Annotated in this window: 17 protein-coding genes; 15 read left to right on the top strand and 2 right to left on the bottom strand. The window is 57.9% G+C overall.

Annotated elements, in window-relative coordinates; translation table 11 throughout:
* Window positions 1-6 precede the first annotated feature (6 nt).
* The 8 genes from ACFFT4_RS06700 to ACFFT4_RS06665 all read left to right on the top strand — a co-directional run bounded on the left by ACFFT4_RS06700 (window position 7) and on the right by ACFFT4_RS06665 (window position 8,311).
* Window positions 7-1,662, top strand: a complete 1,656-nt coding sequence (locus ACFFT4_RS06700) for a type 2 periplasmic-binding domain-containing protein (RefSeq protein WP_378046124.1) — start codon at window positions 7-9, stop codon at window positions 1,660-1,662.
* A 312-nt stretch (window positions 1,663-1,974) separates the two neighbouring features.
* The gene (locus tag ACFFT4_RS06695; protein ID WP_378046123.1) at window positions 1,975-2,634 is read left to right on the top strand and encodes an S-layer homology domain-containing protein; all 660 of its coding nucleotides are present in this window, start codon (window positions 1,975-1,977) and stop codon (window positions 2,632-2,634) included.
* Window positions 2,635-2,740: 106 nt separating this feature from the next.
* Window positions 2,741-3,637 carry an ABC transporter permease gene (locus tag ACFFT4_RS06690; protein ID WP_378046121.1) on the top strand — a complete coding sequence of 299 codons (897 nt, stop codon included), beginning with the start codon at window positions 2,741-2,743 and terminating at the stop codon, window positions 3,635-3,637.
* 51 nt (window positions 3,638-3,688) lie between these two features.
* Window positions 3,689-4,738 carry an ABC transporter substrate-binding protein gene (locus ACFFT4_RS06685; protein WP_378046119.1) on the top strand — a complete coding sequence of 350 codons (1,050 nt, stop codon included), beginning with the start codon at window positions 3,689-3,691 and terminating at the stop codon, window positions 4,736-4,738.
* Between the two features lie 29 nt (window positions 4,739-4,767).
* Window positions 4,768-5,541: an ABC transporter ATP-binding protein gene (locus tag ACFFT4_RS06680; RefSeq protein WP_378046118.1), complete on the top strand. Its 774-nt coding sequence runs from the start codon at window positions 4,768-4,770 to the stop codon at window positions 5,539-5,541.
* A gap of 22 nt (window positions 5,542-5,563) precedes the next feature.
* Window positions 5,564-6,388, top strand: a complete 825-nt coding sequence (locus ACFFT4_RS06675) for an ABC transporter permease (RefSeq protein WP_378046116.1) — start codon at window positions 5,564-5,566, stop codon at window positions 6,386-6,388.
* Between the two features lie 35 nt (window positions 6,389-6,423).
* Window positions 6,424-7,992 (top strand): FAD-dependent oxidoreductase, encoded by a 1,569-nt coding sequence (locus tag ACFFT4_RS06670; protein WP_378046115.1) that lies wholly within the window; start codon window positions 6,424-6,426, stop codon window positions 7,990-7,992.
* Window positions 7,985-8,311 carry a 4Fe-4S binding protein gene (locus ACFFT4_RS06665; RefSeq protein ID WP_378046113.1) on the top strand — a complete coding sequence of 109 codons (327 nt, stop codon included), beginning with the start codon at window positions 7,985-7,987 and terminating at the stop codon, window positions 8,309-8,311. Before ACFFT4_RS06670 ends, ACFFT4_RS06665 begins: the two co-directional genes overlap by 8 nt.
* 265 nt (window positions 8,312-8,576) lie before the next feature.
* Here the strand turns inward: ACFFT4_RS06665 and ACFFT4_RS06660 are convergent, their stop codons facing one another.
* Both ACFFT4_RS06660 and ACFFT4_RS06655 read right to left on the bottom strand, forming a co-directional pair.
* On the bottom strand, window positions 8,577-8,867 hold the full coding sequence (locus tag ACFFT4_RS06660; RefSeq protein WP_378046112.1) for a hypothetical protein: 291 nt from the start codon (window positions 8,865-8,867) through the stop codon (window positions 8,577-8,579).
* Between the two features lie 994 nt (window positions 8,868-9,861).
* Window positions 9,862-11,976, bottom strand: a complete 2,115-nt coding sequence (locus ACFFT4_RS06655) for a beta-galactosidase (protein ID WP_378046111.1) — start codon at window positions 11,974-11,976, stop codon at window positions 9,862-9,864.
* A gap of 274 nt (window positions 11,977-12,250) precedes the next feature.
* On the opposite strand from ACFFT4_RS06655, the gene ACFFT4_RS06650 reads away from it, so the two are divergent.
* The 7 genes from ACFFT4_RS06650 (at window position 12,251) to ACFFT4_RS06620 (ending at window position 20,946) form a co-directional block, all read left to right on the top strand.
* Complete coding sequence (locus ACFFT4_RS06650) at window positions 12,251-14,035, top strand: sensor histidine kinase (RefSeq protein ID WP_378046109.1); 1,785 nt, start codon at window positions 12,251-12,253, stop codon at window positions 14,033-14,035.
* 17 nt (window positions 14,036-14,052) lie between these two features.
* Entirely contained in the window at window positions 14,053-15,588 is a 1,536-nt protein-coding gene (locus ACFFT4_RS06645; RefSeq protein WP_378046107.1) for a response regulator, read from the top strand.
* Between the two features lie 226 nt (window positions 15,589-15,814).
* Complete coding sequence (locus ACFFT4_RS06640; RefSeq protein ID WP_378046106.1) at window positions 15,815-17,155, top strand: ABC transporter substrate-binding protein; 1,341 nt, start codon at window positions 15,815-15,817, stop codon at window positions 17,153-17,155.
* Window positions 17,156-17,191: 36 nt separating this feature from the next.
* The gene (locus ACFFT4_RS06635) at window positions 17,192-18,088 is read left to right on the top strand and encodes a carbohydrate ABC transporter permease (protein WP_378046105.1); all 897 of its coding nucleotides are present in this window, start codon (window positions 17,192-17,194) and stop codon (window positions 18,086-18,088) included.
* Window positions 18,078-18,935, top strand: a complete 858-nt coding sequence (locus ACFFT4_RS06630) for a carbohydrate ABC transporter permease (RefSeq protein ID WP_378046103.1) — start codon at window positions 18,078-18,080, stop codon at window positions 18,933-18,935. The genes ACFFT4_RS06635 and ACFFT4_RS06630 overlap by 11 nt, the downstream gene beginning before the upstream one ends.
* 39 nt (window positions 18,936-18,974) lie before the next feature.
* Window positions 18,975-19,904, top strand: a complete 930-nt coding sequence (locus tag ACFFT4_RS06625; RefSeq protein ID WP_378046102.1) for a sugar phosphate isomerase/epimerase family protein — start codon at window positions 18,975-18,977, stop codon at window positions 19,902-19,904.
* 85 nt (window positions 19,905-19,989) lie between these two features.
* Entirely contained in the window at window positions 19,990-20,946 is a 957-nt protein-coding gene (locus ACFFT4_RS06620) for a D-2-hydroxyacid dehydrogenase (RefSeq protein WP_378046100.1), read from the top strand.
* Window positions 20,947-21,085: the final 139 nt, after the last annotated feature.

Here is a 21,085-nt window from a genome sequence, read left to right as displayed (position 1 = left end):
TGAGAAATGAAAAGAACGAAGTTTCTCGCATTAATCGGCTTGTCCGCGGCTCTCTTCCTGTCTATTCTATCGGGCTGTTCGGGCGGCGCGAAATCGGGAGGGAACGCGGCCTCCTCTCCGTCCGCGGCGGGGTCGTCCGCTTCCGGCCCGGCCGATCCGCTGGCGGAGCATATGGACATCTCGGTCTCCTGGTGGGGAATCGGGGTCGGCTTCGAGCCTCGCGACGAAGTGCTGCAGAAGCTTGAGAACGATTTCAACGTGACGTTCAAGCCGGTCGACATCGGTTGGGACAACTACAAGGAGAAGTCGCAGGTATGGGCGGCGGCGGGCCAACTGCCCGATATTATTACGCACAGCATCACCAGCGACACTCCGGCGATCTACAACGAGTGGGTCAGCCAGCAGCTGATCCACGCGCTTCCGGACGATATGAGCGCCTATCCGAATCTGAGCAAGGTGTTCGAGATCGAAGGCGTCGAGAGCATTCGGCGCGACGGCAAGCTGTACGCGATTCCCCGCATGACATTCCCGACCGACCGGATGTGGGCGGTGTGGGCGGTCGACGGAGCCGTCTACGTCCGCAAGGACTGGATGGAGAAGCTCGGCATCGAGGACCCGCAAAGCTTCGACGAGTTCAAGGCGATGCTGAAGGCGTTCGTCGAGCAGGACCCGGACGGCAACAGCAAGAACGACACGCAGGGCATCGTCATGAATACGTTCGGCTATTTCAAAAACGTCTTCTCGGCCACGTTCCCGGAATTCGGCAACAAGGGCTGGCTGAAGGAGGACGGCAAGTGGATTCCGTTCTACGCTTCCTCCAAGATGGACGAGGTGCTGCGCCAGGCTCGCGCGCTGTACAAGGAGAAGGCGCTGGACCCGGACTTCGCGGTGGCCAAAGCCGGCGAACGGAACCAGCAGTTCTACCAGAACAAGGCCGGCGCGCTCGCGCTGACGACCAACGGCGTATTCGGCGCCAGCGGCGTCAAGGCGGAGTGGGAGAAAAACAACCCGGGCCTGAACTTCTACGATCACGTTAAAATTTTGCACCCGTGGGCCGACGAGAACGGCGTCAAATATCGCAACGTCAACAGCCCGTGGTGGTCGGAGAGCATGATCAACGCCGAGGTCGACGACAAGAAGCTGGATCGCATTTTGCGCATCTACGATTGGCTGCTGTCTTCCGAAGGGAAGGAATTGTTCGATTACGGCATCGAGGGCAAGGATTACACGAAGAACGCCGACGGCACGTATACGATTACCCGTCCGATGGACGGCGACCAGTTCATCGATCTGAAAAAATACTATCCTTCGATGGACATCATCTCGCAGCTGGCGGCATGGCGGAACGCCGCCATTCTGGAAGACAACGAGGCAAACCGCGCGGCGTTCGGCGACGATTCGGTGGAGTTCGTCAAGAACGAGCTGAAATGGATGGAGGACAACACGCAGCCGATCCCGACCGCCTTCGAAATTTACACGATGAGCACGCCGGCCAAGGACAAGCTGTCGACGATCAACTTCGACGACGACTTCACGCGGGTCATCCTCGGCAACGACGATCCGGTCGAGATGTGGAAAACCGTGCTGAAGGGCTACGAAAGCAAGGGATTGAACCAGGCGATCGAAGAAGTGACCGCCGAAATGGCCAAGTTTAATAAGTAAGCCGCAATAGCGGTGTGCGGGAGGCTCTCCCCGCACCGCTATTTTTTGTGTGTGCAGGCGCAGGGGGGATGGGGATGCCTTCTGCGAGCGTTTGGGGGCGCCGACTGTTTCGTCCATCGCCGGAGGATGTCTCGGCGAAGATATTGCGATACAAAGAAATCGACTTTTTTGTAATAAACGCCAGTCATTTTACCGATATTTTACCGCATGCTTGTATGCTGAAGAAAAACGTGTCGTTTCCAGGGGGGAGCCGGTTGAACGGAATTTCGTGCGGGAGCGGCAGCGAGCATGCAAGCGAGAGGCGGCGGATTAATGAAAAAGGCATTGAAAATACGGGGACGGCGATTTATCGTCTGTCTGTTTGTTTTGGCGATGGTTGTCCAGCTTGTCCCGACTCCGGGGCAGCCGCGCGGAGCGTCGGCCGCCGCGTTGGAAATGGCGGATATCCTCGCGGCGGCAGCGAATTCGGCGGCAGGTCCGTCGGCCGCGAAGTCGGACATCGACGGCCACTGGGCGGAAGCCGCGATCAGGGCCGATCTGCAGGAGGGCGTGGTGAGCGGGTTTCCCGACGGGAGCTTCCATCCGAACGATCAAGTCGTCCGCGCGCAGTTCGCCGCGATGATCAACCGGGCCTTCCGGGATACGCAGGAAGCGGCGGGCGGTGCATCCCCGTCGAATCCGGTCCAAGCTCCGTCCGGGAAGGCCGCCGTTTTCGCCGATGTGACTGCCGCGAAGTGGTATGCCGCGGACGTCGCGAAGGCGCAAGCGGCAGGGTATATGCAAGGGGACGGCAGCGGTCTGTTTCATCCGGAAGCGTCCATAACGCGCGAGGAGGCTGCCGTCGTGATCGCCCGATTGATGAAGCTGGACACGTCGAGCGAAGATAAAGCCGGTCGGTTCGCGGATGCGCAGGATATGGCCTCCTGGAGCCGCAGAATAATATACTTGACACATATGTTTACTGTGAATTAGAATGGGAAACTAAGCGAGGAATATATCGAAAATTGTCGAACCGTAGCATTTATATCCGATCACGGATGGATGATGGGCGTATTTTCGAACTTAGTCGACCATTACAATGGAGACTGCATCAATAACCGGTGCAGTCTCTTTTTGTGCGCCGGAATACGAGAGAGGGGGTCTGCCTGTGCGGTCGGATGCCTATAAATCCGATAAATCCTACAAGTTTACTTTATTCAAAACCGCTTTTCTTCGCTCGATCCGGCAGTTCGGGATTGCCGCCGCGTTCCCGCTTTGTATTCTTGCGGCATGGCAATTGTTGAGTCAATATGGCGTTATTTCGGTTTTGTTGTTCCCGCCCCCGCTGGACATAGTGGAAGTGGGAGCGAAGTTGATCGCGAACGGAGTGTTGCTGCCGCATTTGCAAATTAGCGTGACCCGCTGCGTGCTTGGTTTTCTGCTGGGGGGAAGTCTCGGGATAGCGACCGGGTTGCTGGTAGGTTTGTTTCGGCAGACGGAGAAAACATTGAACCCGACGCTGCAAATGTTGAGAATGATTCCGACGCTGGCGATAACCCCGCTATTTGTTTTATGGTTCGGTTTCGAAGAGACGGCCAAAATTTTGCTGATTGCGACCAGCGCGTTTTTTCCTTTATATCTGAATGTGTTTCTGGGCGTGCGAAGCCTGGATAACCGGTTGTTCGAAGTGTCGCGCGTACTTGAATACAGTTGGCTGCAGCGTGTGTTCACGGTGATTTTGCCGGCCGCTTCTCCCCATATTCTGATGGGCTTGCGGCTCTCTCTCGGCGTGTCGTGGTTGTCGCTGATTGTGGCGGAACTGATCGGCCCCACGTCGGGCATCGGCTATTTGATGATGGATGCGCGGTTGTTTTCGGATACGCCGATCGTTTTCGTCGGCATTATCGTCTTTGCTCTGGTGGGCAAAATGACGGATTCGCTCGTTCGCTGGCTGGAAAGAAAAACGTTGAAATGGCGCGACAACTATCAAGGTTAAACACGGCGATCCGGCAGCAAAAGATATTTTATCCATGAGGAGAGAAACAACATGACACGAACAAACTCTAAGAAAAGTTTTCTGATTACGGTATTTGCGCTTCTGTTGGTGCTTGTCCTGCAAGCCTGCGGCGGCAACAATTCCGCGCCTGCTTCATCGTCGGCTCCCGCCTCGTCGTCGGCTCCGGAAGGCAGCGAACAGGCCGAATCTCCGCAAGTAAAAGCTCCGTCCGCGCTGCGGGTCGGCTACATCGGCAACAACAAGCTTAATTTTCCCGGCGGGGCGGAAGGCTGGGGGTTCTATAAAGGACAAATAACGGAAGCGTTCAAGGAACTCGGCGTGGAAGAAATTACGTTTGTCGGATTTACCGGCGGACCGGATCTGAACGAATCGTTGATCGCGGGCAGGGTGGACGTCGGCATATACGGCGATACGCCGGCCATCACGTCGCATGCGAAAGGCGCGCCGACCAAGCTGATTGGACAGCCTTCCAGCAGCATTATCATTTATTTGATCGGTAAAAAAGACGGACCGCAAACGGTTGCCGATCTGAAGGATCAACAGGTCGCGACGCAAAAAGGATCGGTGCTGCACCGGTTTACGGCAGGCATTCTGAAACAGGAAGGGGTAGCCGAGTCGGCCAATCTGATTCAACTGAACGCCAGCGACGTCGAAGCGGCGCTTGCGCGCGGCGATATCGCGGCGGGTTCCTTGAACGGCGGGACGGCATTGGCCGTGCTGGACAAAGGGTATCCGCTTCTGGCCAAATCCTCGGATTCTCCTTCGCTGTCCGGTTCGCTGGCAACGGTCGTGACGGAATCCTATCTGAAGAAGTTCCCGGAATTGCCGCGCATCTGGAACGAATTACGGGAAGCGTCGTTGGCGGATCTGAAAACCAAACCCGAGGAGTATTATCAATATTTGTCCGATCTGACGGGACAGCCGTTGGAGATCGTGAAGAAAACGGACCCGATTGAAAACATCTCCGAATCGGCTTTCACCGAACTAAGCTTGCAGCAACTGGAAGAAGTCAAGCAATTTCTGCTTGACGAGCAACTGATTACCGACAATTTCTCCGTCGAAGATTGGATAGCGCGATAAGCGCGGTACTTTCGAAAGGAAGCGATAACGTGACCAGTTGGTTATCCATTGCGGACGTAAGCAAAACCTTCCACTCGGCAAAAGGGCCGATTACGGCGTTGCAGAATATTCACCTGAGCGTTCGGGAAGGAGAGTTCGTAACGGTTATCGGTCCGAGCGGATGCGGCAAAAGCACTTTGTTAAAAATCGTTGCCGGTCTGGATACCGATCACACCGGCAGCGTGGAACTCGGCGGCAGTCCCGTATTGAAGCCGGGAATAGACAAGGGCGTGATCTTCCAGGAGCCGCGCCTGTTCCCGTGGCTGACGGTAGAGAAGAACATTGCCGCGAATCTCTCCCTTCGCAATCCGCAGGTGCGCAAGCGAGTGGATACTCTGATCGAACTTGTGCGTCTGCGCGGGTTTGCCGCCGCTTATCCGAAGGAATTGTCGGGAGGCATGGCGCAGCGCGTCGCGATTGCCCGCGCATTGCTTCGCGATCCGCGCATATTGCTGCTCGACGAGCCGTTCGGCGCGCTTGACGCCTTTACGCGCGCGCATATGCAGGAATCGCTGCTGGATATATTGAACGGCAACCGGACGCCGATGATTTTCGTGACGCACGATATAGACGAAGCGGTTTTTCTGGCCCACCGGGTCGTTATTCTTCGTCCGCGTCCGGGCAGCATCCATAAGATCGTTCCTGTCCCGCTTCCTTTTCCGCTCAAGAAGTCCAGTCCCGAATTTCAACAATTGCGTTCGACTATTTTGAGCGAATTTGAACAAATCGAGCAATTGGAGCAAATACAGGGAGCGGGCATTTAATTCGACGGAAGGGGGAGTAAAGTTGAACAGCCGTGCAGAAACGGGAGTACGAACGGTAAGCGGCCGACAGAAGACGGGTTCGAATCGCGGCTGGCGCACGGTGGCGCAGGCGGCTGTTATTCCCGTAGCCGCCCTGCTGCTGTGGCAGTTGGTCGTCCAGTTGCGATGGGTGTCCGACGATTTCCTGCCTTCGCCGCTGACGATCATCGGGTCGTTCGCGGAACTGATCTTTTCGGGCGGGTTTTATACGGACATGCGGGTCAGCTTCAACCGGGTGTTGATCGGATTTGCGCTTGGCGGCAGTCTCGGGTTGGCATTCGGAGTGGCGGTGGGCATGTTCCGGAAAGTGGAGCAAGCGGTCGATCCGACCGTGCAGATGATTCGCATGATTCCCCATTTGGCTATCGCGCCGCTTATTATTTTGTGGTTCGGTTTTACGGAGACATCGAAAATTCTGATTATCGCCAAAGGTACTTTTTTTCCGCTGTACATTAATACGTACCTGGGTATTCGCAGCGCGGACCGGCAACTGTTCGAGGTTGCCAGGGCGTTGGAATTCAGCCGTTTTCAGCAGGCGGTGCGGCTTGTGCTGCCCTCGGCGCTGCCGAATATTTTGCTCGGCGTCCGAGTCGCTTTCGGCTTGGCGTGGATTTGCGTTCTTATCGCCGAACTGATCGGCTCCAACTCCGGACTGGGATTCATTATTTTGCATGCGCAGCAAATTTCGGACGCGCCCGGCCTGTTTGCCGGCGTCGCCGTCTTCGCCCTGATCGGCGTAATTACCGATGCTTTGGTCCAACTTCTGGAACGAACGCTGCTTCGATGGCGCGACAGTTATAAAGGATAAACTCACATTGCGATAACGGAGAGAAGGGGACCGACATGATATTGAAAAGCGATGTGCTGGTAATCGGCGGCGGACCTGCGGGCGCTTGGGCGGCGATAACGGCGGCTGCGGCGGGAGCGAGCGTAGCGCTGGCCGACAAGGGGTATTGCGGATCGAGCGGCGCGGCTGCGGCTTCCGGTTCGGGAATCATCTACACGAAACCCGATCCGGAGACGCGAAGCCAGGCGATACAAAGCCGTTATACGCTTGGCGGCGGTTTGTCCGATCCCGAACTTTCCATGCGCGTGCTGGAACAGACGCACGATAACATGCATCAGTTGGTAGAGTGGGGGTACCCTTGTCCGGTTGGCGACGGGCAGCTTCCTTATTTGAAAAGCTTGCAAGGTCCGGAATACATGCGTCTGATGAGAAAAAGAGTCAAAAAAGCCGGCGTTCGCATTCTCGATCATAGTCCGGCGCTGGAGTTGCTGGTCGACGAAGAGGGAGTCGGCGGCGCCGCCGGCGTGCGTCTGCAGGAAGGAGACGATTGGCGGGTCGAAGCCGGGGCGGTAGTTATAGCGACCGGCGGTTGCGCGTTTCTAAGCAATGCGCTTGGCAGCAACGTATTGACCGGCGACGGCTATTTGCTTGGCGCCGAAGCCGGCGCGGACATGTCGGGAATGGAATTTTCCAACGCCTACTACATCTGCCCTACGTTCTCTTCGGTGACGAAGGGCGCTTTTTATCGTTATGCGACTTTTTACCGGGGCGACGGGACGCCGATCGAAGGGGCCGACGCGATGAGAGGCAAGAGCATAATCGCCAGGACGTTGCTGCAAGAGCCCGTTTATTGCAGACTTGACCGGGCGCCCGAGCATTTAAAACCGTTGCTTCGCTATTCGCAAAGCATCTTTTTCCTGCCTTTCGAAAGAATGGGCATCGATCCGTTCACCGAATTGTTCCCGATTACTTTGCGCTTCGAGGGGACCGTGCGGGGAACCGGCGGCCTGGACATTCTGAATGAGCGCTGCGAGACCCGGGTTCCGGGATTGTATGCCGCCGGCGACGCGGCGACGCGCGAACTGTTCTGCGGCGCGGCGACCGGCGGGGGCAGCCATAACTCCGCATGGGCGATGTCGTCCGGCGTATTTGCAGGCAAAGCGGCGGCATCATACGGCATGGGACTGGGGCAACGCAAACACTTGCGCGTACTGCGGGGAGCGAACAGCGCGAGAACTGACAGAGCGATGAGCGTGGATAAGCAGGGAGTAAACCAACGCTGGCGCGATCATGTCAACGCCGTCCAGCAACAGGTCGCTCCCTACGAGTTGAATTTGTTTCGGTCCGGTGACAAGTTGAAACGTTCCCTGGATATTCTGCATCGCACGTGGCGGCAAGTGTCGGCGGAAGACGAGTTCAGCATGCAGATGAGGCAAGCCGAAGCCATGAGCGCGACGGCCCGATGGATGTATGCTTCCGCGCTGCTGCGTACCGAATCCAGAGGCATGCACCGGCGGGAGGACTATCCGGCGACCGATGCCCGGTACCAGCATCGCATTGTCAGCGGCGGTCTCGATCGCATATGGGCAAAGCCGCTTAAGGACGGGGGAAAGGTCGATGATTGAAATCGTCAGTGCGACCAGATGCATTGGCTGCAACCAGTGCGTAGCCGTATGCCCGACCAACGTATTCGACAAAGGGGACGACGGCGTGCCGGTGATCGCCCGGCAGCAAGATTGTCAAACTTGCTTTATGTGCGAGTTGTATTGTCCTGTAGACGCGTTGTACGTAGCGGTTCAGCCGGACCGGCCCATGTCGTTGAAGGAGGAAGAGCTCGAGAAAGAAGGGCTTCTCGGGAGTTACAGGGAAACGGTTGGCTGGGGACGCGGCCGGACTCCGATCTCCGCATCGCAGCAAATTTACGAATTGAATCGGCAGGGGTGAATTTGTAATTCGTCAGGAAGGAAATATACGGTTCGGCTTGCGGATTCGGCCCGTCCGTCGAAAAAATGATAAACTAGAAAACAAAGGCGGAAAATGAGCCGGATGCCATAACTGCCTGTTGCTCATCAGACAAAATATGAATCATGCTGGATTCACCCTTCCAGGCAGATGGCGCGAGATGATCAAATCGGCCGTTTGGGATCGCACAAATTGAGGAAACGACAACTCAGACGGTCCATTGGACCGTCTGAGAAAGATTTAGATATCATATAGCCCCGGCATACTGCACGGAGTTCGTCCGACAACTCTTCTCTAACGTATTCGGATCGTAACCGACGACCGTCCATATGCCCGTATCGTTTTGCCGGACGAGACGTTCCAAATAAACTTGGGCAACCGGAGCGCTGTCGTCGTGAACGTCGATCATCGCCGTCGTACCGTTTTTATGGACAAGTTCCAGTTTGCCGATGCCGAGCGATCCCTCCCCGACAATGCCTTCCGGAGACATCAATAGGCTGGCGAACACATGAGCCGTGAATACCGGATCGAGTCCCACGGCGAACTTCCGGCATCGACGCTCTGCTGGTCGTTACGTTCCACAGCGATATCGTACGACGGCACTTCGATTTGCGGAACTCCGTCCGAAACGTCTTCATGCGACGGAATATCGAGCGATCCGCCCATCAAGCCTTCGGCGACAGCTTCCAAATCGGTAAGCGGCGCATCGCCGCGAACGGCAAACTCAAATCCGTCCTGTTGCCAGCGGATGGAGCGCCTTTCCGGCGCAAGCGGAGCAAATCCGGCAATTTCCCGGCCAAGTTCGAATTGGAAACGGTATGGGTCGGGAACGGCCGGAAACAAATATCCGAAATGGAAGCGGCCCGTTTTCATTGCAGCAAATACTTGGCCACTCCTCGCTGGATTCGGTGCAGATGTATGTGCGACCTTTCAGCAATGAGGTGAAGGAGCAGCATCGGAAGTATAGTCCGGTGGAGCATATGCCAGCTCGGAGGAAGTGATCAATTGAAAAACGGGCAAGTGCTGAGTGGGGAACTCTCAGCACTTGCCCGTCGGTTTACAGCAATGACTTGTGATAAGAATGGCGAATCAAGAAAATTTCGAGCACATCCTGGCTATAACGATAAAACACTTTGTAAGGATCCGACTTGCCCGGTCTAACAAGTGTCATTCTCATATCCTCGCTTTTCGAGTGCCAAAATCGGTCGGAGCCGCCCATTTATGGTCCAATCGATTGTTGCGGAAACGCCGGTCTAACGTTCTGCGGGACCGTTAAAGGGCCGAACGTCGGCGGAAGCGCCGGTCTAACGTTCTGCGGGACCGTTAACGGGCCGAATGTCGGCGGAACCGCCGTCTAACGTTCTGCGGGACCGTTAACGGGCCGACCGTCGGCGGAACCGCCGGTCTAACGGTCCGCGAGACCGTAAAAAGGGGATGCCCCGGAAGGTCTTGTTTCAGACCTTCCGGGGCATCCCCTTTGCGGCGCTTTGCCGCTGGCAGCGGTCGACGGCTGCCAGCGACGATTGGCCGCGTCAGTTCAAGCTGAAAATGCTCGCGTCCCGGCCAGCGACGTCGACGACAAGGGTGTTGGGCGACCGCCGCTGGGCGGCGGAGCCTCTAAGCGCGGTCGCTTCGCCGATCGTGACGATGCCGTCGTCGATGGATACGGCGACCTGCTTGGCGTCCTCGCCCTGGTTGACGACCCACAGGAAATAGCGGTCGTCGAGCCGGGACAGCCGCGCGACGATGTCCGGCTTGTCGACGCGGACTCCGGGCTGCTGCCCGCCGAGGCCCAGCAGGGCCGCGAACCAGCTGCTCGCCGCCGGTTCCGGCCGCCGCTTGTAGCCGTAGCCGAGCATGGTGCCGATGAGCCGCGCGCGCCCTTGCCCGTAGCGGTGATCGACGATCGCGATCTCGCCGTCGTCGAACCAGCCGGCCGCTTCGCCGCCGGCCAGCTCGTAGGCTTGGCGGTACAGTCCGCCGGCCAGCCGGCCGCCCGGAATTTGCACGGCCAGCTCGTTCCAGCGGTCCGCGCCGAATGATACGCGCTTCTCCCGGCAGCCGAACAGCGCTTCCAGTCCGCGGCTAGGCTGCTCGGGCAGCGCGTGCGCATGCTCGGTGAAGTAGCCGAAGCCGGCTTCGCCGACGAGCGTTCCTCCGTTGTTCACCCATTGCAGCAAAGTAGAGACGGTCGAATCCTTCAAGGCGACCGGATAGACGACATAGACGAAAGAGTAGTCGTGAATCTGCTCAAGCTTGATCATGTCGCATTGGACGTTGGCGTGCAGGAACGCCTCGTACGCCCCTTGAATCGAGAGCGAGTAGTAGTCCGTGTTGCCGTAGCGCGCATAGCAGTAGGCCTGCGCTTCCTCGAGCAGCAGCACGGCCGCCTCTCCCCGGACGGGCCGGGACTTCCACAGCGCTTCGTTGACCGGACGGTTCGCCCATGTCGCGAGCGAGGCGACCATGTCCGAGCGCTCCGTCCGCCGTCCGTCCATGCCGTACCAGCCGTAAGCGCCGTACAGCGGGCCGTCCAGCAGCGGCCGCCAGCGTGGATTGATGAAGCCGCGCGCGCCCGCCGTCAGCGAAAGCATGCAGTCCAGACGGATGTTCAGCGGATCGGCCATCTCGTCCTTGTGCGTCTCCGGCGAACGCTCGGCCCGGCGGTCCTCCCAATCGGAATCGCCGATCGCTTCGGCTCTCCAGAACTCCTTGTCCCCGGAAGCCGAACGGATCATGTCGCCGGCCAGCAGCGAGTGGCATTCGTTGGCGTACCAATACGTATAGCCGAAAATATCGACAAGCTCGCCCGCCCGCCAATCGTCGCCGCTGGCCGGGGCGATGTCGCAGAAGCTCTTGGCGTTGCCGTGGGCGACGACCGGGTGCGCCGGGTCCGCTCCGCGCAAAATGTCCGCCCGCCACTTCATCCAATAGAAAGCGTTGTCATTCTGGAAAGCGATAGCGTCGATAACGTCCGGATAAGGTCCGACCTTCCGCGGCAGCTCGACCTCCTCCCACGAGGTGAAGCTGTAGCGCAGCCAAGCTTTCGCCAGCGAGGCGAGATCCCCGTACTTCTGCTTCAGCCATTCGCGGAAGCGGGCCTGCGTGGCCGGGCAGTAGCAGTTGAGATCGGGGTGGTAGTTCGAGCACTCGTTCCAAATGTCGTAGCCGTACAGCCCGGGATGATTGCGATAGCGTTGGGCGAGCTCCTGCAGGAATCGCCCCGCCGGCTCCGAAACCTCCGGATTGTCGAGGCACATCGCATGGTGTCCGCCCGTCACGCAGCTCACATGCATCTCGCTGGTGCGGCGGCGTCCGTCCATCATCTCGCGCCGGGCGTGCGGGTAGCGGTGGTAGAGCCACTCGGGAACGTCCGTGATCATCTCGGCGATGATCGTGTCGATGCCGTTCTTGGCGGCGAGATCCAGATGGATATCATAATCTTCCCAATCGTAGACGCCAGGAGCGATCTCGATGGCTCCCCACGGAAACCACTGCCGGAACATCGTATGGCCGTCCTCGGCGGCTACGCCGTAATCGCGCTCCCAATCCTGCCGGGGCGGATTTGTTTTCCTGAAATACACGGCTCCGAAATGCACCTGACGTTCGCTGCGCGGTTGGTCCGCGAGCGGGGCTTGCTTCTCCATTGGGCAAATCTCCTTTGGCTGATGAGGTGGGCCGAGTTCCGGGGAACGGGCCTGTTCGCACTCATTATAACGGGAAACAAACATCGTCTTTTTTGGCAAAAACGGTTTCATTGGCTTAGGTTTGACGCTCTCGCGGCGCCCTCAGCGGAGACGGGTTTGCGATTATGGGCAAATTTGTCCAATTGCCTTGGAGTCGTGGACAAAACGGGAGGGCTAAACTAAGATGAATGTGTGCGCTTACAAAACAGCATAAGACGGGCTTAAAGGAGGACCTATGCCGCTCAACAAAGCGTTTGCCGCATTAAAAGGCGCTCCTCGCACGCTGTCCTTGACGATGAAGGTGATCGTCACCTTCCTGGTCATCATTACCGCGGCGATGATCGCCATGGGGATGATCTCGTACTATCAAAGCAAGAGCTATATCGACCGGCAGAACGTGCAGTACGCCGGCAACGTGGCGACGAACGTCAGCAATGAGATGAACCGCTACGTGGAAGAGATGAACCGGATCAGCAAAATTCTGCTGGGCAACGCCGACGTTCAGCGGTACATCGAGGAGAGCCAGTCTCCCGACTACAGTCCGCTGCAGAGACTGAACGACTATAACGAAATGACCAGCCTGGTGATCAGCTTCACCTCGGTTCGGGATAACATGATCATCAATTTCTACGACCGTGATATGGAGTTCTTTTTCTCCGGTCCGCATCGCTTTCTCAACTTCGAGAGCAGCGTGAAGCTGCGGGACAATCCGTGGATTCGAGAAAACCGCGGCAGCATCGACGCGCGCGATCTGTACATTGTGCCGCCCAACCGCATCGATCGCGGGCTGCCGGTGCAGTTGTTCGGAGTCATTCGAAGCCTCATTCCGATCGACGACAATATTCCGGTCGGATACATTACGATTACGTCGGACACGCAAATTTTACAGAATATTCTGGATGAAAACAGGCTGTTCTCCAAGGACGAAATGCAGATCGAGATCGTGGGGCCGGACGGCACTGTGCTGCTCGATTCCAACGGAGAGACGGAGGGGCGGACGTACGAGCTGGCCGAGTCGCCCGCGCAGGTGATCACCCACCGCTCCGACGTGACGGACTGGACGACAGTCATCACCGTGCGGGGCAATTTCAAGAACGCGCTGCTGGACGCGCGCAGTCTGCGCAACCATCTGCTGCTGCTGACCTCGCTTGTGCTGGTCGGCTCCTTGCTGCTCGTCGTACTGCTGTCCTCGCACGTGCTGCGGCCGATTCGGAAAATGATCCAATCGATGCGGATCGTCCGCAAGGGCAATTTCGACATCGAGCTGAGCGAGGAAGGATTGGACTACGAGGTCAAGCAGCTATACGGCGGATTCAATATGATGGTATCGGAAATCAAGAAGCTGATTCAGAAAATCTACAATGACCAGATCGTGCTCAAGTCGGCGCAGATGGACGCGCTGCAATTCCAGATCAATCCGCATTTCCTGTACAATACGCTGCAAACGATGGAGGCGCTGGGCGAGGTGCGGGACGTGCCGGAAATCCAGACGATCGCGCAATCGCTCGGCAGGCTGTTCCAGTACAACATCCGGGGCAACCATATCGTGACGTTCCGGGAGGAGCTGGACCATGTCGGGACGTATTTCGAGATCGAGAAAATCCGTTTCCGGGACAAGCTGGATTACTCGTTCCGGGTGGAGCCGGAGCTTCTGGAGAAGTGCAGAGTGCTCAAATTCATTTTGCAGCCGATTGTGGAAAACTGCGTGCTGCACGGCTTCCGCAATCTGGGACGGGCCGGCGTCATCACGATCGAAGCGGAGGAGAAGGACGGGTTCCTGGAAATCCGGGTCGCCGACAATGGAGTCGGCATCGAAGCGGGCAAGCTGCATTATTTGAACGCCAAGCTGCGGGAAATCAGCGCAAACCGCGGCGGCGGAGCGACGAACGAATGGGTCGGCATTTTCAACGTGCACAAGCGTCTGGTCAACTATTACGGCGCACCATGCGGTCTCCGGATCGACAGCGCCGGGAACAAGGGAACGGTCGTCGTTCTGACGCAGCCGATCGCCGAAATTTGAGACAACGGGGTGGGAGCATGTACAACATTTTGGTTGTCGATGATGAGGAAATTATCCGGGAGGGCTTGATCAGCAAGCTGAAAAAAGGCGGCTTCGCCTGGTCGCGGATCGAAGAAGCGGCCAGCGCCGAGCAGGGGCTTAAACGGATGGAGGAGCTTCGTCCGCATATCGTGCTGTGCGACATTCGCATGGAGGAGATGGACGGGCTGGAGATGATCCGCACGCTGTCGCGAAAATATCCGCGGACGAAGATGATCATCATCAGCGGATACAGCGAATTCGAATACGCTTCGCGCGCGCTCAAGCTGGGCGTCGTCGATTATTTGCTGAAGCCGATCGACAAGTCGACGCTGTACCAGGCGCTCGCGCGCTGCTTCGAAATGATCGAGAAGGAGGAGCAGGAGCAGCGGAGTCTGGAGCAATGGTCCATGCAGGAAAGCGCCAGGGAGCTCAGAAGCAAGCTGGCGCGAATCGAATTCGAGGATTGCGACCCCGCGGAGATTTTCCGGGCCGGTCGGCCGGATTCGCTGTTCCAGGCCGCTTATTTGCTGGCGGACCCCCAGGCGCGAGCCTGGGACGCCGATATGCTGGGAGAGGCGCTCACCCGGGACGGGGAGTGGAGCTACGGCGACAATCTGGCGCTGTTCGAAGCGAGTCCGAGCGAGTTCGCCCTGTTCTTCTGCCTGGCCGAGCCGTCCGGCAGGGAACCGTTCGCCGAGGCGGTGGACCGGGCGCTGGCCCGCCTGCAGGACGAGCTGCTGCGGCGCAATCATTTTCAGTTCACGATCGGCACCAGCGGGATGCACGAGCGGCTGGCCGACAGCTACCGGGAAGCGGTGCACTGCATGAAGCACCGTCTGTTTATCGAGGACAATCATCGCATCGCTCCCATGGATGCCGAGCCATACAAGCAGCTGTACAAAATTCCGCTGCACAAGTTCATGACGCTTAAGCATTACACCGAATCCAACGATTTGCGCAGCGTTGTCGCGGTCCTGAACGAGATGCGCACCGAGGTCTCCGAAGCGCTCCCCGCCTATCATTGCGCGCAAAACCTGTACAACCATTTTCTGACGACCGCGCTGGAGGACTTCAACATCGATCCGAGCGTCCATTTTCAGCCGTTTCGCCAGGAGGTCTACTATTTTCACTCGCTGAGAGATATGTTCGACTGGCTGCAGGAGCTGTTCACGACGATCATCAACATCTCCAACAGCAGCCGCCATTCCAAGGAAAAGGTGATCCAGAGCCTGAAGGCTTATATCGACACCCACTACGCGGAGGACGTCAAGCTGGAGGATATCGCGGAAATCCAGCACTACAACGCCAGCTATCTCAGCATCGTTTTCAAGGAAGTGATGAATATTAATTTTCAGGACTACCTGCTGAAGGTACGGATGGACAACGCCCAGAGCATGCTGCTCTCCGGCAAGCACAAGGTCAAGGATATCGCGCGGATGACCGGCTTCAAAAATCCGCACTATTTCAGCACCGTGTTCAAGAAAGCCAAGGGAGTCACGCCCAAAGAATTCGTCAAAGCGTTCCATTCCTGATCCGCCCTCGTTCCTTCCGTCGTGTCCGGCTCATTCGTCCGGACATTTTTGTTTGTTGCGGAAGGGCCAAAAAGATTGAACTTTTGGGAAGCGGATCGGCGATTCGGAGGACGGAACCCAAAGTTTCGGTAGCGTTTTTCGCAAGAGCGCTTATCTGTTTTCAAGCGGAGAAAGCCCTTACAATGAAACCGTTATCAATTTCAACACTGAGGGGAAGGGACAACAGATGAGCAAAAAAATGATGTTGCTGGCGCTCGCGCTGATCCTGGTTTTGACCGCGGCGACGGCCTGCTCCAAGAGCGGCAACGAGAGCGGCAGTTCGGAGACGGGAGGCGAGGGCGCGGCTTCGTCCGGTCCGGTCAAGCGGCTGCAGCTGATGACGCTGCAGGCGGAGAGCGTGGATACCTTGAACGCCTATGCCGAAAGCTTCTCGCAGAAAAATCCCGGCTACGCGGTCGACGTGACCGTCATTCCGGGAGTGGCCGAGTTTAACGCCGCGATGGCGGCCAAGCTGGCGGCCGGAGACCCGCCTGACCTGATGATCTACCAATGGGGCACGCAGATTCAACTGTACGCCAAGGGAGGCAACCTGCTCGACCTGTCGGATTCGGGACTCGGGGAGCGGTTCAAGCCGATTCCGAAAAATATCAACGTGTACAAAGGAAAGACGTACGCGTATCCGATCTCGCAGGCGATCTTCGGCATGTACTTCAACACCGACGTCGCCGCCAAGTACGGCGTGACCAAGTATCCGAAGACGTTCGAGCAGTTCCTCGCCGCATGCGAGACGCTGAGGAAGAACGGACTGGAAGCTCCGGTAGTCATTCCGGGCAAGGACGGAAGCGGCGCGACCGCCTTTAACTTCGGTTATCTCCACCTGATCGTCGCCGGCCAAAACCCCGATTTCTACAGGGAGACGGTCGAAGGCACGCGGCATTGGAACGGTCCGGAATTCGAAGGCTTGTTCAACGCCTATTCGCAGGTGCTGAATTACGCCAACAAAGATTTGCTCGGACTCGACCCGGACGGAGCGAGAAGGCGTTTCGTCAAAGAGGAGGCCGTCTTCTATATGGGCGGAACGGCGGAAAGCGTCGCCCTGCGCCAGCTCAACCCGGACTTGAACTTCATGATCATTCCCGATCCGTTCCTGTCGGACGAGAGCGACTACAAGACGATCGCCGACTTCGACACCGGCATCTCGATCTCCAGCAAATCCAAATACCCGGAAGCGGCGCTCGCTTTCCTGGACGAGATGTTCACGGTCGAGAGCGGAGAGCTGTTCGCCCAAAATATGAGCACGATTTCCGCGGTCAAGGACACGCAAGTGAGCGGCGACCCGATTCTGGAAAATCAAATGCCGCTGCTGAACAGCGGAAAATACGTCGGCTTCTCCGAGCGCGAGTGGATTCCCGGCATTAAAGAGCTGATGAAGAAGGCGACCCAGCAGTGGATGGGCGGCACGGACATCCGCACGACGCTCGACTCGCTGGAGGCGGAGCATCAGCGGCTGCTGAAGGCGTCGCCGGACTTCAAGACGGACTATCTGGAACAGTTCAACTCGCAATAACGAAGCGCGCACAAGTCACAAACGGCGAGGTGAAAGATGAGCCAGACGCGGATGAAGAAGAAAGACAGAAAAGAGTCGTTTCAATATTTGGGCATGACCGTGCCGGCCGTCGCGCTGTTTGCCGTCTTCATGGTGTATCCCGTGTTCGGCGGCGTCTATTACAGCTTGACGGACTGGAACGGCTCGTCGCCGCACTATAACTTTATCGGCCTGGACAACTACAAGACGTTTTTGCACGATTTTGCCGTCCTTGTTCCGCTGCGGAACTCGTTCGTGTTCGCCATCCTGCTCACCATCGTCCAGAACGTCGCTTCGCTGCTGCTGGCCGTGCTTCTGCACGGCCGGCTCCGCACGAAGAATATGATGCGGACGATGCTGTTCATCCCCGTCCTGCTCAGCCCGCTGATGGTCGGATACTTGTGGAACTATCTGTTCACCGATCCGATCGCCGAGCTGGGGCGCTGGCTCCATCTCGAGACGATGGCCAACAATTTTCTGGGCAATCCGAAAACGTCTCTCTACGCGGCGATCTTCGTCAACGCGTGGCGCATGGTGGGCTGGACGATGGTCATTTATATCGCGGCTCTGCAGGGCGTCTCGCGGGAGCTGTACGAGGCGGCCGACATGGACGGAGCGGTGGGATGGAGAAAATTTCTGTACGTGACGTGCCCGATGATTATTCCGGCCTTCACCGTGAACATCGTCATTACGATGGAACGGGGCTTCAAGGAGTTCGATCTGCTGTTTTCCCTGACGACCGGAGGACCGGGCAATTCCAGCGAAATTCTGTCCCTGACGATCTACCACGAGACGTTCGAATATTTGCGGGCCGGCTACGGCGCGACGCTCGGCGTCGTCCTGTTCCTGATCATCGTGGCGATTACGCTCGTGCAGCTGAGATTGCTGAGGAAGGGGGAGGACAATGCGCGCTAAGAGCATACGGACCCGTTCGTTCAGCTTCCGGAAATTCCGGCTGGCCGGCTTCGAGATCGGGCTGTTCCTGCTGATTCTGGTCTATCTGTTCCCGTTCTATATTATGATCACCCAGGCGTTCAAGACGGCGCCCGAGACGCTGCACTATCCGCTCCGGCTGCCGTCTACCTTGTACTGGGACAACATCGTTCAAGTCTGGAACTTGATGAAATTCGATAAAGTGCTCTGGAATACGTTCTATTTGACCTTCCTCAGCGTAGTCGGAATCGCCATCGTGTCGGGCATGTGCTCCTTCGCGATCGCGCGAAGGAATACGAGGGGCTACGGCATTTTATACTACGCGATCGTCTGCGGTCTGCTTATTCCGTTCTACATGACGCTTAGTCCGCTGATCAAGCTGATGAAGGATTTGAACCTGATGGACAACCTGACCGGCCTGGCTCTGGCTTATGTCGGCAGGGGCATTCCGTTTACCGTATTTCTGTACGTGGGCTTTATCCGCAACATTCCCGGGGAGATCGCCGAATCGGCGGTTATGGACGGGTGCTCGCCGAACCGGCTGTACTGGTCGATTTATTTTCCGATGCTCAAGCACATTACATCCACTTCGATCATTCTGAACGCGCTGTGGATCTGGAACGATTTTCTGTTCCCGCTGCTTACGCTGCATCTGCCCGACAAGAGAACGATCCCGCTGGCGCAATATGTCTTCTACGGCTCTTACGGCACGCAGTGGAATCTGGCGTTCGCGTCCTATCTGCTGTCGATGCTGCCTCTTGTCGCGGCCTATTTCTTCCTGCAGAAAAATATCGTCGAAGGCATTGCCGCCGGCGCGGTGAAAGGATAACGCAATCCAAGGGAAAGATTTCGAGAGGAGGAACGCCGTATGCATTCCGAGCTTCATCGTTACATGACGGTCGGTCTCGTGCATCCGATGGCTTTCCCCCGGGCGATCGGGGAGAAAGGGGAAATTTACAATACGCTGCTTACGGTAGCCAAAGACGCGTTCTTCGGCTCGGTGGAAATTACCGGCATTCCGGACGGGGAGGAGAGAGGCCGGGTCAAGCAGCTGCTGGACAGCAGCGGGCTGGTCGTCTGCTATGCCGCGCAGCCGTTAATATTGGGGCGGCAGGCGAATTTGAACGCGCTGAACGAAGAGGACCGGGAGTTCGCCTTGAAGCTGCTGCGGCAGGCGGTCGACGAGGCGTACGAGCTGGGCGCGATCCGGCTGGCCGTCGTCAGCGGCCCCGACCCGGGGGAAGCGCTGAGAGCGCGGGCGGTCGACAAGGCGGTCGAATCGCTGATCGAGCTGTGCGCGTACGCGCGGGCCGGAGGAAATCTGCAAATCGTGCTGGAGACGTTCGACTTCGACGTGGACAAACGCCGCCTGCTGGGGCCGAACGCCCTGTGCCTTGAAGTCGCCCGGCGCGTGCGCGAAATCGATCCTTCCTTCGGGCTGATGGTCGATTTGAGCCATTTTCCGCTGCAGCACGAGTCGACTCGCGATGCGGTGCGCTTGACGCGGGAAGCGATCACCCACGCGCATATGGGCAACTGCTACATGAAGGACGAGAGCGATATCGCATACGGGGATCTGCACCCCCGGTTCGCTTATCCGGGCGGGGAGAACGGCGCGCCGGAGCTGGCCGAATATTTGCGCGAGCTGTTCGAGATCGGCTACATTTACGAGGGAGGCGCCAATATCGTTGCTTTCGAGGTGAAGCCGCTGCCGGGAGAGGAGCCGGAGGTCGTGCTGGCGCAGTCCAAGAGGACGCTGCTCGAAGCGTGGCGGTTGGCGAACATTTCGGCCAGCTGAGGAGGCTGAAGACCTATGGGAATCGTAGTGTTGAGGGAGCCTGAGAGACTTTGAAAATCGCAGCGTTAAAGGAGGCTGAAGACCGATGAAAATCGTAGTATTGGACGGCCATGCGTTAAATCCCGGAGATTTGAGCTGGTCCGGATTGGAACGCCTCGGCGAGGTGACGGTGTACGACCGGACCCCGCCGGAGCGGGTGGCGGAGCGCGCCGCGGATGCGGATGCCGTGCTGACGAACAAGACCCGTCTGCCGGCCGACGCGCTGCGGCAGCTTCCCAAGCTGAAATATATCGGGGTGCTGGCAACCGGGTACGATGTCATAGACATCGCGGCCGCGCGGGAGAGGGGCATCGTCGTCGCCAACGTTCCGGGCTACGGGACGCAATCGGTCGCCCAACTGGTGTTCGCGCTGCTGCTGGAGCTGTGCCAGCACGCGGGGCTGCACGACCGTTCGGTTAAGGACGGGGACTGGAGCCGGAGCGCCGATTGGTGCTATTGGAACAAGCCGCTCGTGGAGCTGCACGGCAAAACGATCGGCATCGTGGGCTACGGAAGCATCGGAGAGCAGGTGGGCCGGATCGCCCATGCGTTCGGCCTGAAGGTGGCGGCTTACCGGCGTTCTCCGGGCGGAGAGCCGCCGTTCGACCGCTTCTCCTGGGTCGGGCTCGACGAGCTGTGGGAGACGTCGGACGTCGTCAGCCTGCACTGTCCGCTGACTTCGGAGACGGCCGGCCTGGTCAATCGGTCGAGCCTCGCCCGGATGAAGAAATCCGCCTTCCTGATCAATACGGCCAGGGGCGGGCTGGTCGACGAGCGGGCGCTGGCCGACTGCCTGAACGCGGGAGGCATCGCGGGAGCGGCGGTGGACGTGCTCTCCTCCGAACCCCCGGCGTCGGACAACCCGCTGCTGACCGCGGCGAACTGCATCGTTACGCCCCACCTGGCCTGGGCCACGCACGAGGCCAGAACCCGGCTGCTGCAAACCGTAACCGACAACCTTGCGGCTTTCTTGGACGGGAAACCGGCCAATGTCGTTTCTTGAGCGGTAGATGGGCTTTGGGCCGTAATCGGCAATCTTGCGGCTTTCTTGGACGGGAAACCAGCTAACGTCGTTTCTTCATTGACAGGCTTGCAGCTAGCCGTAAAAATAGAAGGAGTGAGGGATGACGAAGGTGGGAATT

This window comes from Cohnella cellulosilytica, assembly GCF_042431195.1.
GTDB lineage: Bacteria > Bacillota > Bacilli > Paenibacillales > Paenibacillaceae > Cohnella > Cohnella cellulosilytica.
The sequence above is the reverse complement of the archived record's forward strand: the minus strand, read 5'-3'. Positions and strand labels throughout refer to the sequence as shown.

What these genes read in the sequence shown, in the direction of transcription:
- ACFFT4_RS06625 (WP_378046102.1), top strand. Translation starts at nt 18,975, where the DNA reads ATGCATTCCGAGCTTCATCGTTACATGACGGTCGGTCTCGTGCATCCG.
- ACFFT4_RS06630 (WP_378046103.1), top strand. Translation starts at nt 18,078, where the DNA reads ATGCGCGCTAAGAGCATACGGACCCGTTCGTTCAGCTTCCGGAAATTC.
- ACFFT4_RS06640 (WP_378046106.1), top strand. Translation starts at nt 15,815, where the DNA reads ATGAGCAAAAAAATGATGTTGCTGGCGCTCGCGCTGATCCTGGTTTTG.
- ACFFT4_RS06700 (WP_378046124.1), top strand. Translation starts at nt 7, where the DNA reads ATGAAAAGAACGAAGTTTCTCGCATTAATCGGCTTGTCCGCGGCTCTC.
- ACFFT4_RS06620 (WP_378046100.1), top strand. Translation starts at nt 19,990, where the DNA reads ATGAAAATCGTAGTATTGGACGGCCATGCGTTAAATCCCGGAGATTTG.
- ACFFT4_RS06655 (WP_378046111.1), bottom strand. Translation starts at nt 11,976, where the DNA reads ATGGAGAAGCAAGCCCCGCTCGCGGACCAACCGCGCAGCGAACGTCAG.
- ACFFT4_RS06635 (WP_378046105.1), top strand. Translation starts at nt 17,192, where the DNA reads ATGAGCCAGACGCGGATGAAGAAGAAAGACAGAAAAGAGTCGTTTCAA.
- ACFFT4_RS06685 (WP_378046119.1), top strand. Translation starts at nt 3,689, where the DNA reads ATGACACGAACAAACTCTAAGAAAAGTTTTCTGATTACGGTATTTGCG.
- ACFFT4_RS06665 (WP_378046113.1), top strand. Translation starts at nt 7,985, where the DNA reads ATGATTGAAATCGTCAGTGCGACCAGATGCATTGGCTGCAACCAGTGC.
- ACFFT4_RS06695 (WP_378046123.1), top strand. Translation starts at nt 1,975, where the DNA reads ATGAAAAAGGCATTGAAAATACGGGGACGGCGATTTATCGTCTGTCTG.
- ACFFT4_RS06645 (WP_378046107.1), top strand. Translation starts at nt 14,053, where the DNA reads ATGTACAACATTTTGGTTGTCGATGATGAGGAAATTATCCGGGAGGGC.
- ACFFT4_RS06670 (WP_378046115.1), top strand. Translation starts at nt 6,424, where the DNA reads ATGATATTGAAAAGCGATGTGCTGGTAATCGGCGGCGGACCTGCGGGC.
- ACFFT4_RS06690 (WP_378046121.1), top strand. Translation starts at nt 2,741, where the DNA reads ATGGAGACTGCATCAATAACCGGTGCAGTCTCTTTTTGTGCGCCGGAA.
- ACFFT4_RS06650 (WP_378046109.1), top strand. Translation starts at nt 12,251, where the DNA reads ATGCCGCTCAACAAAGCGTTTGCCGCATTAAAAGGCGCTCCTCGCACG.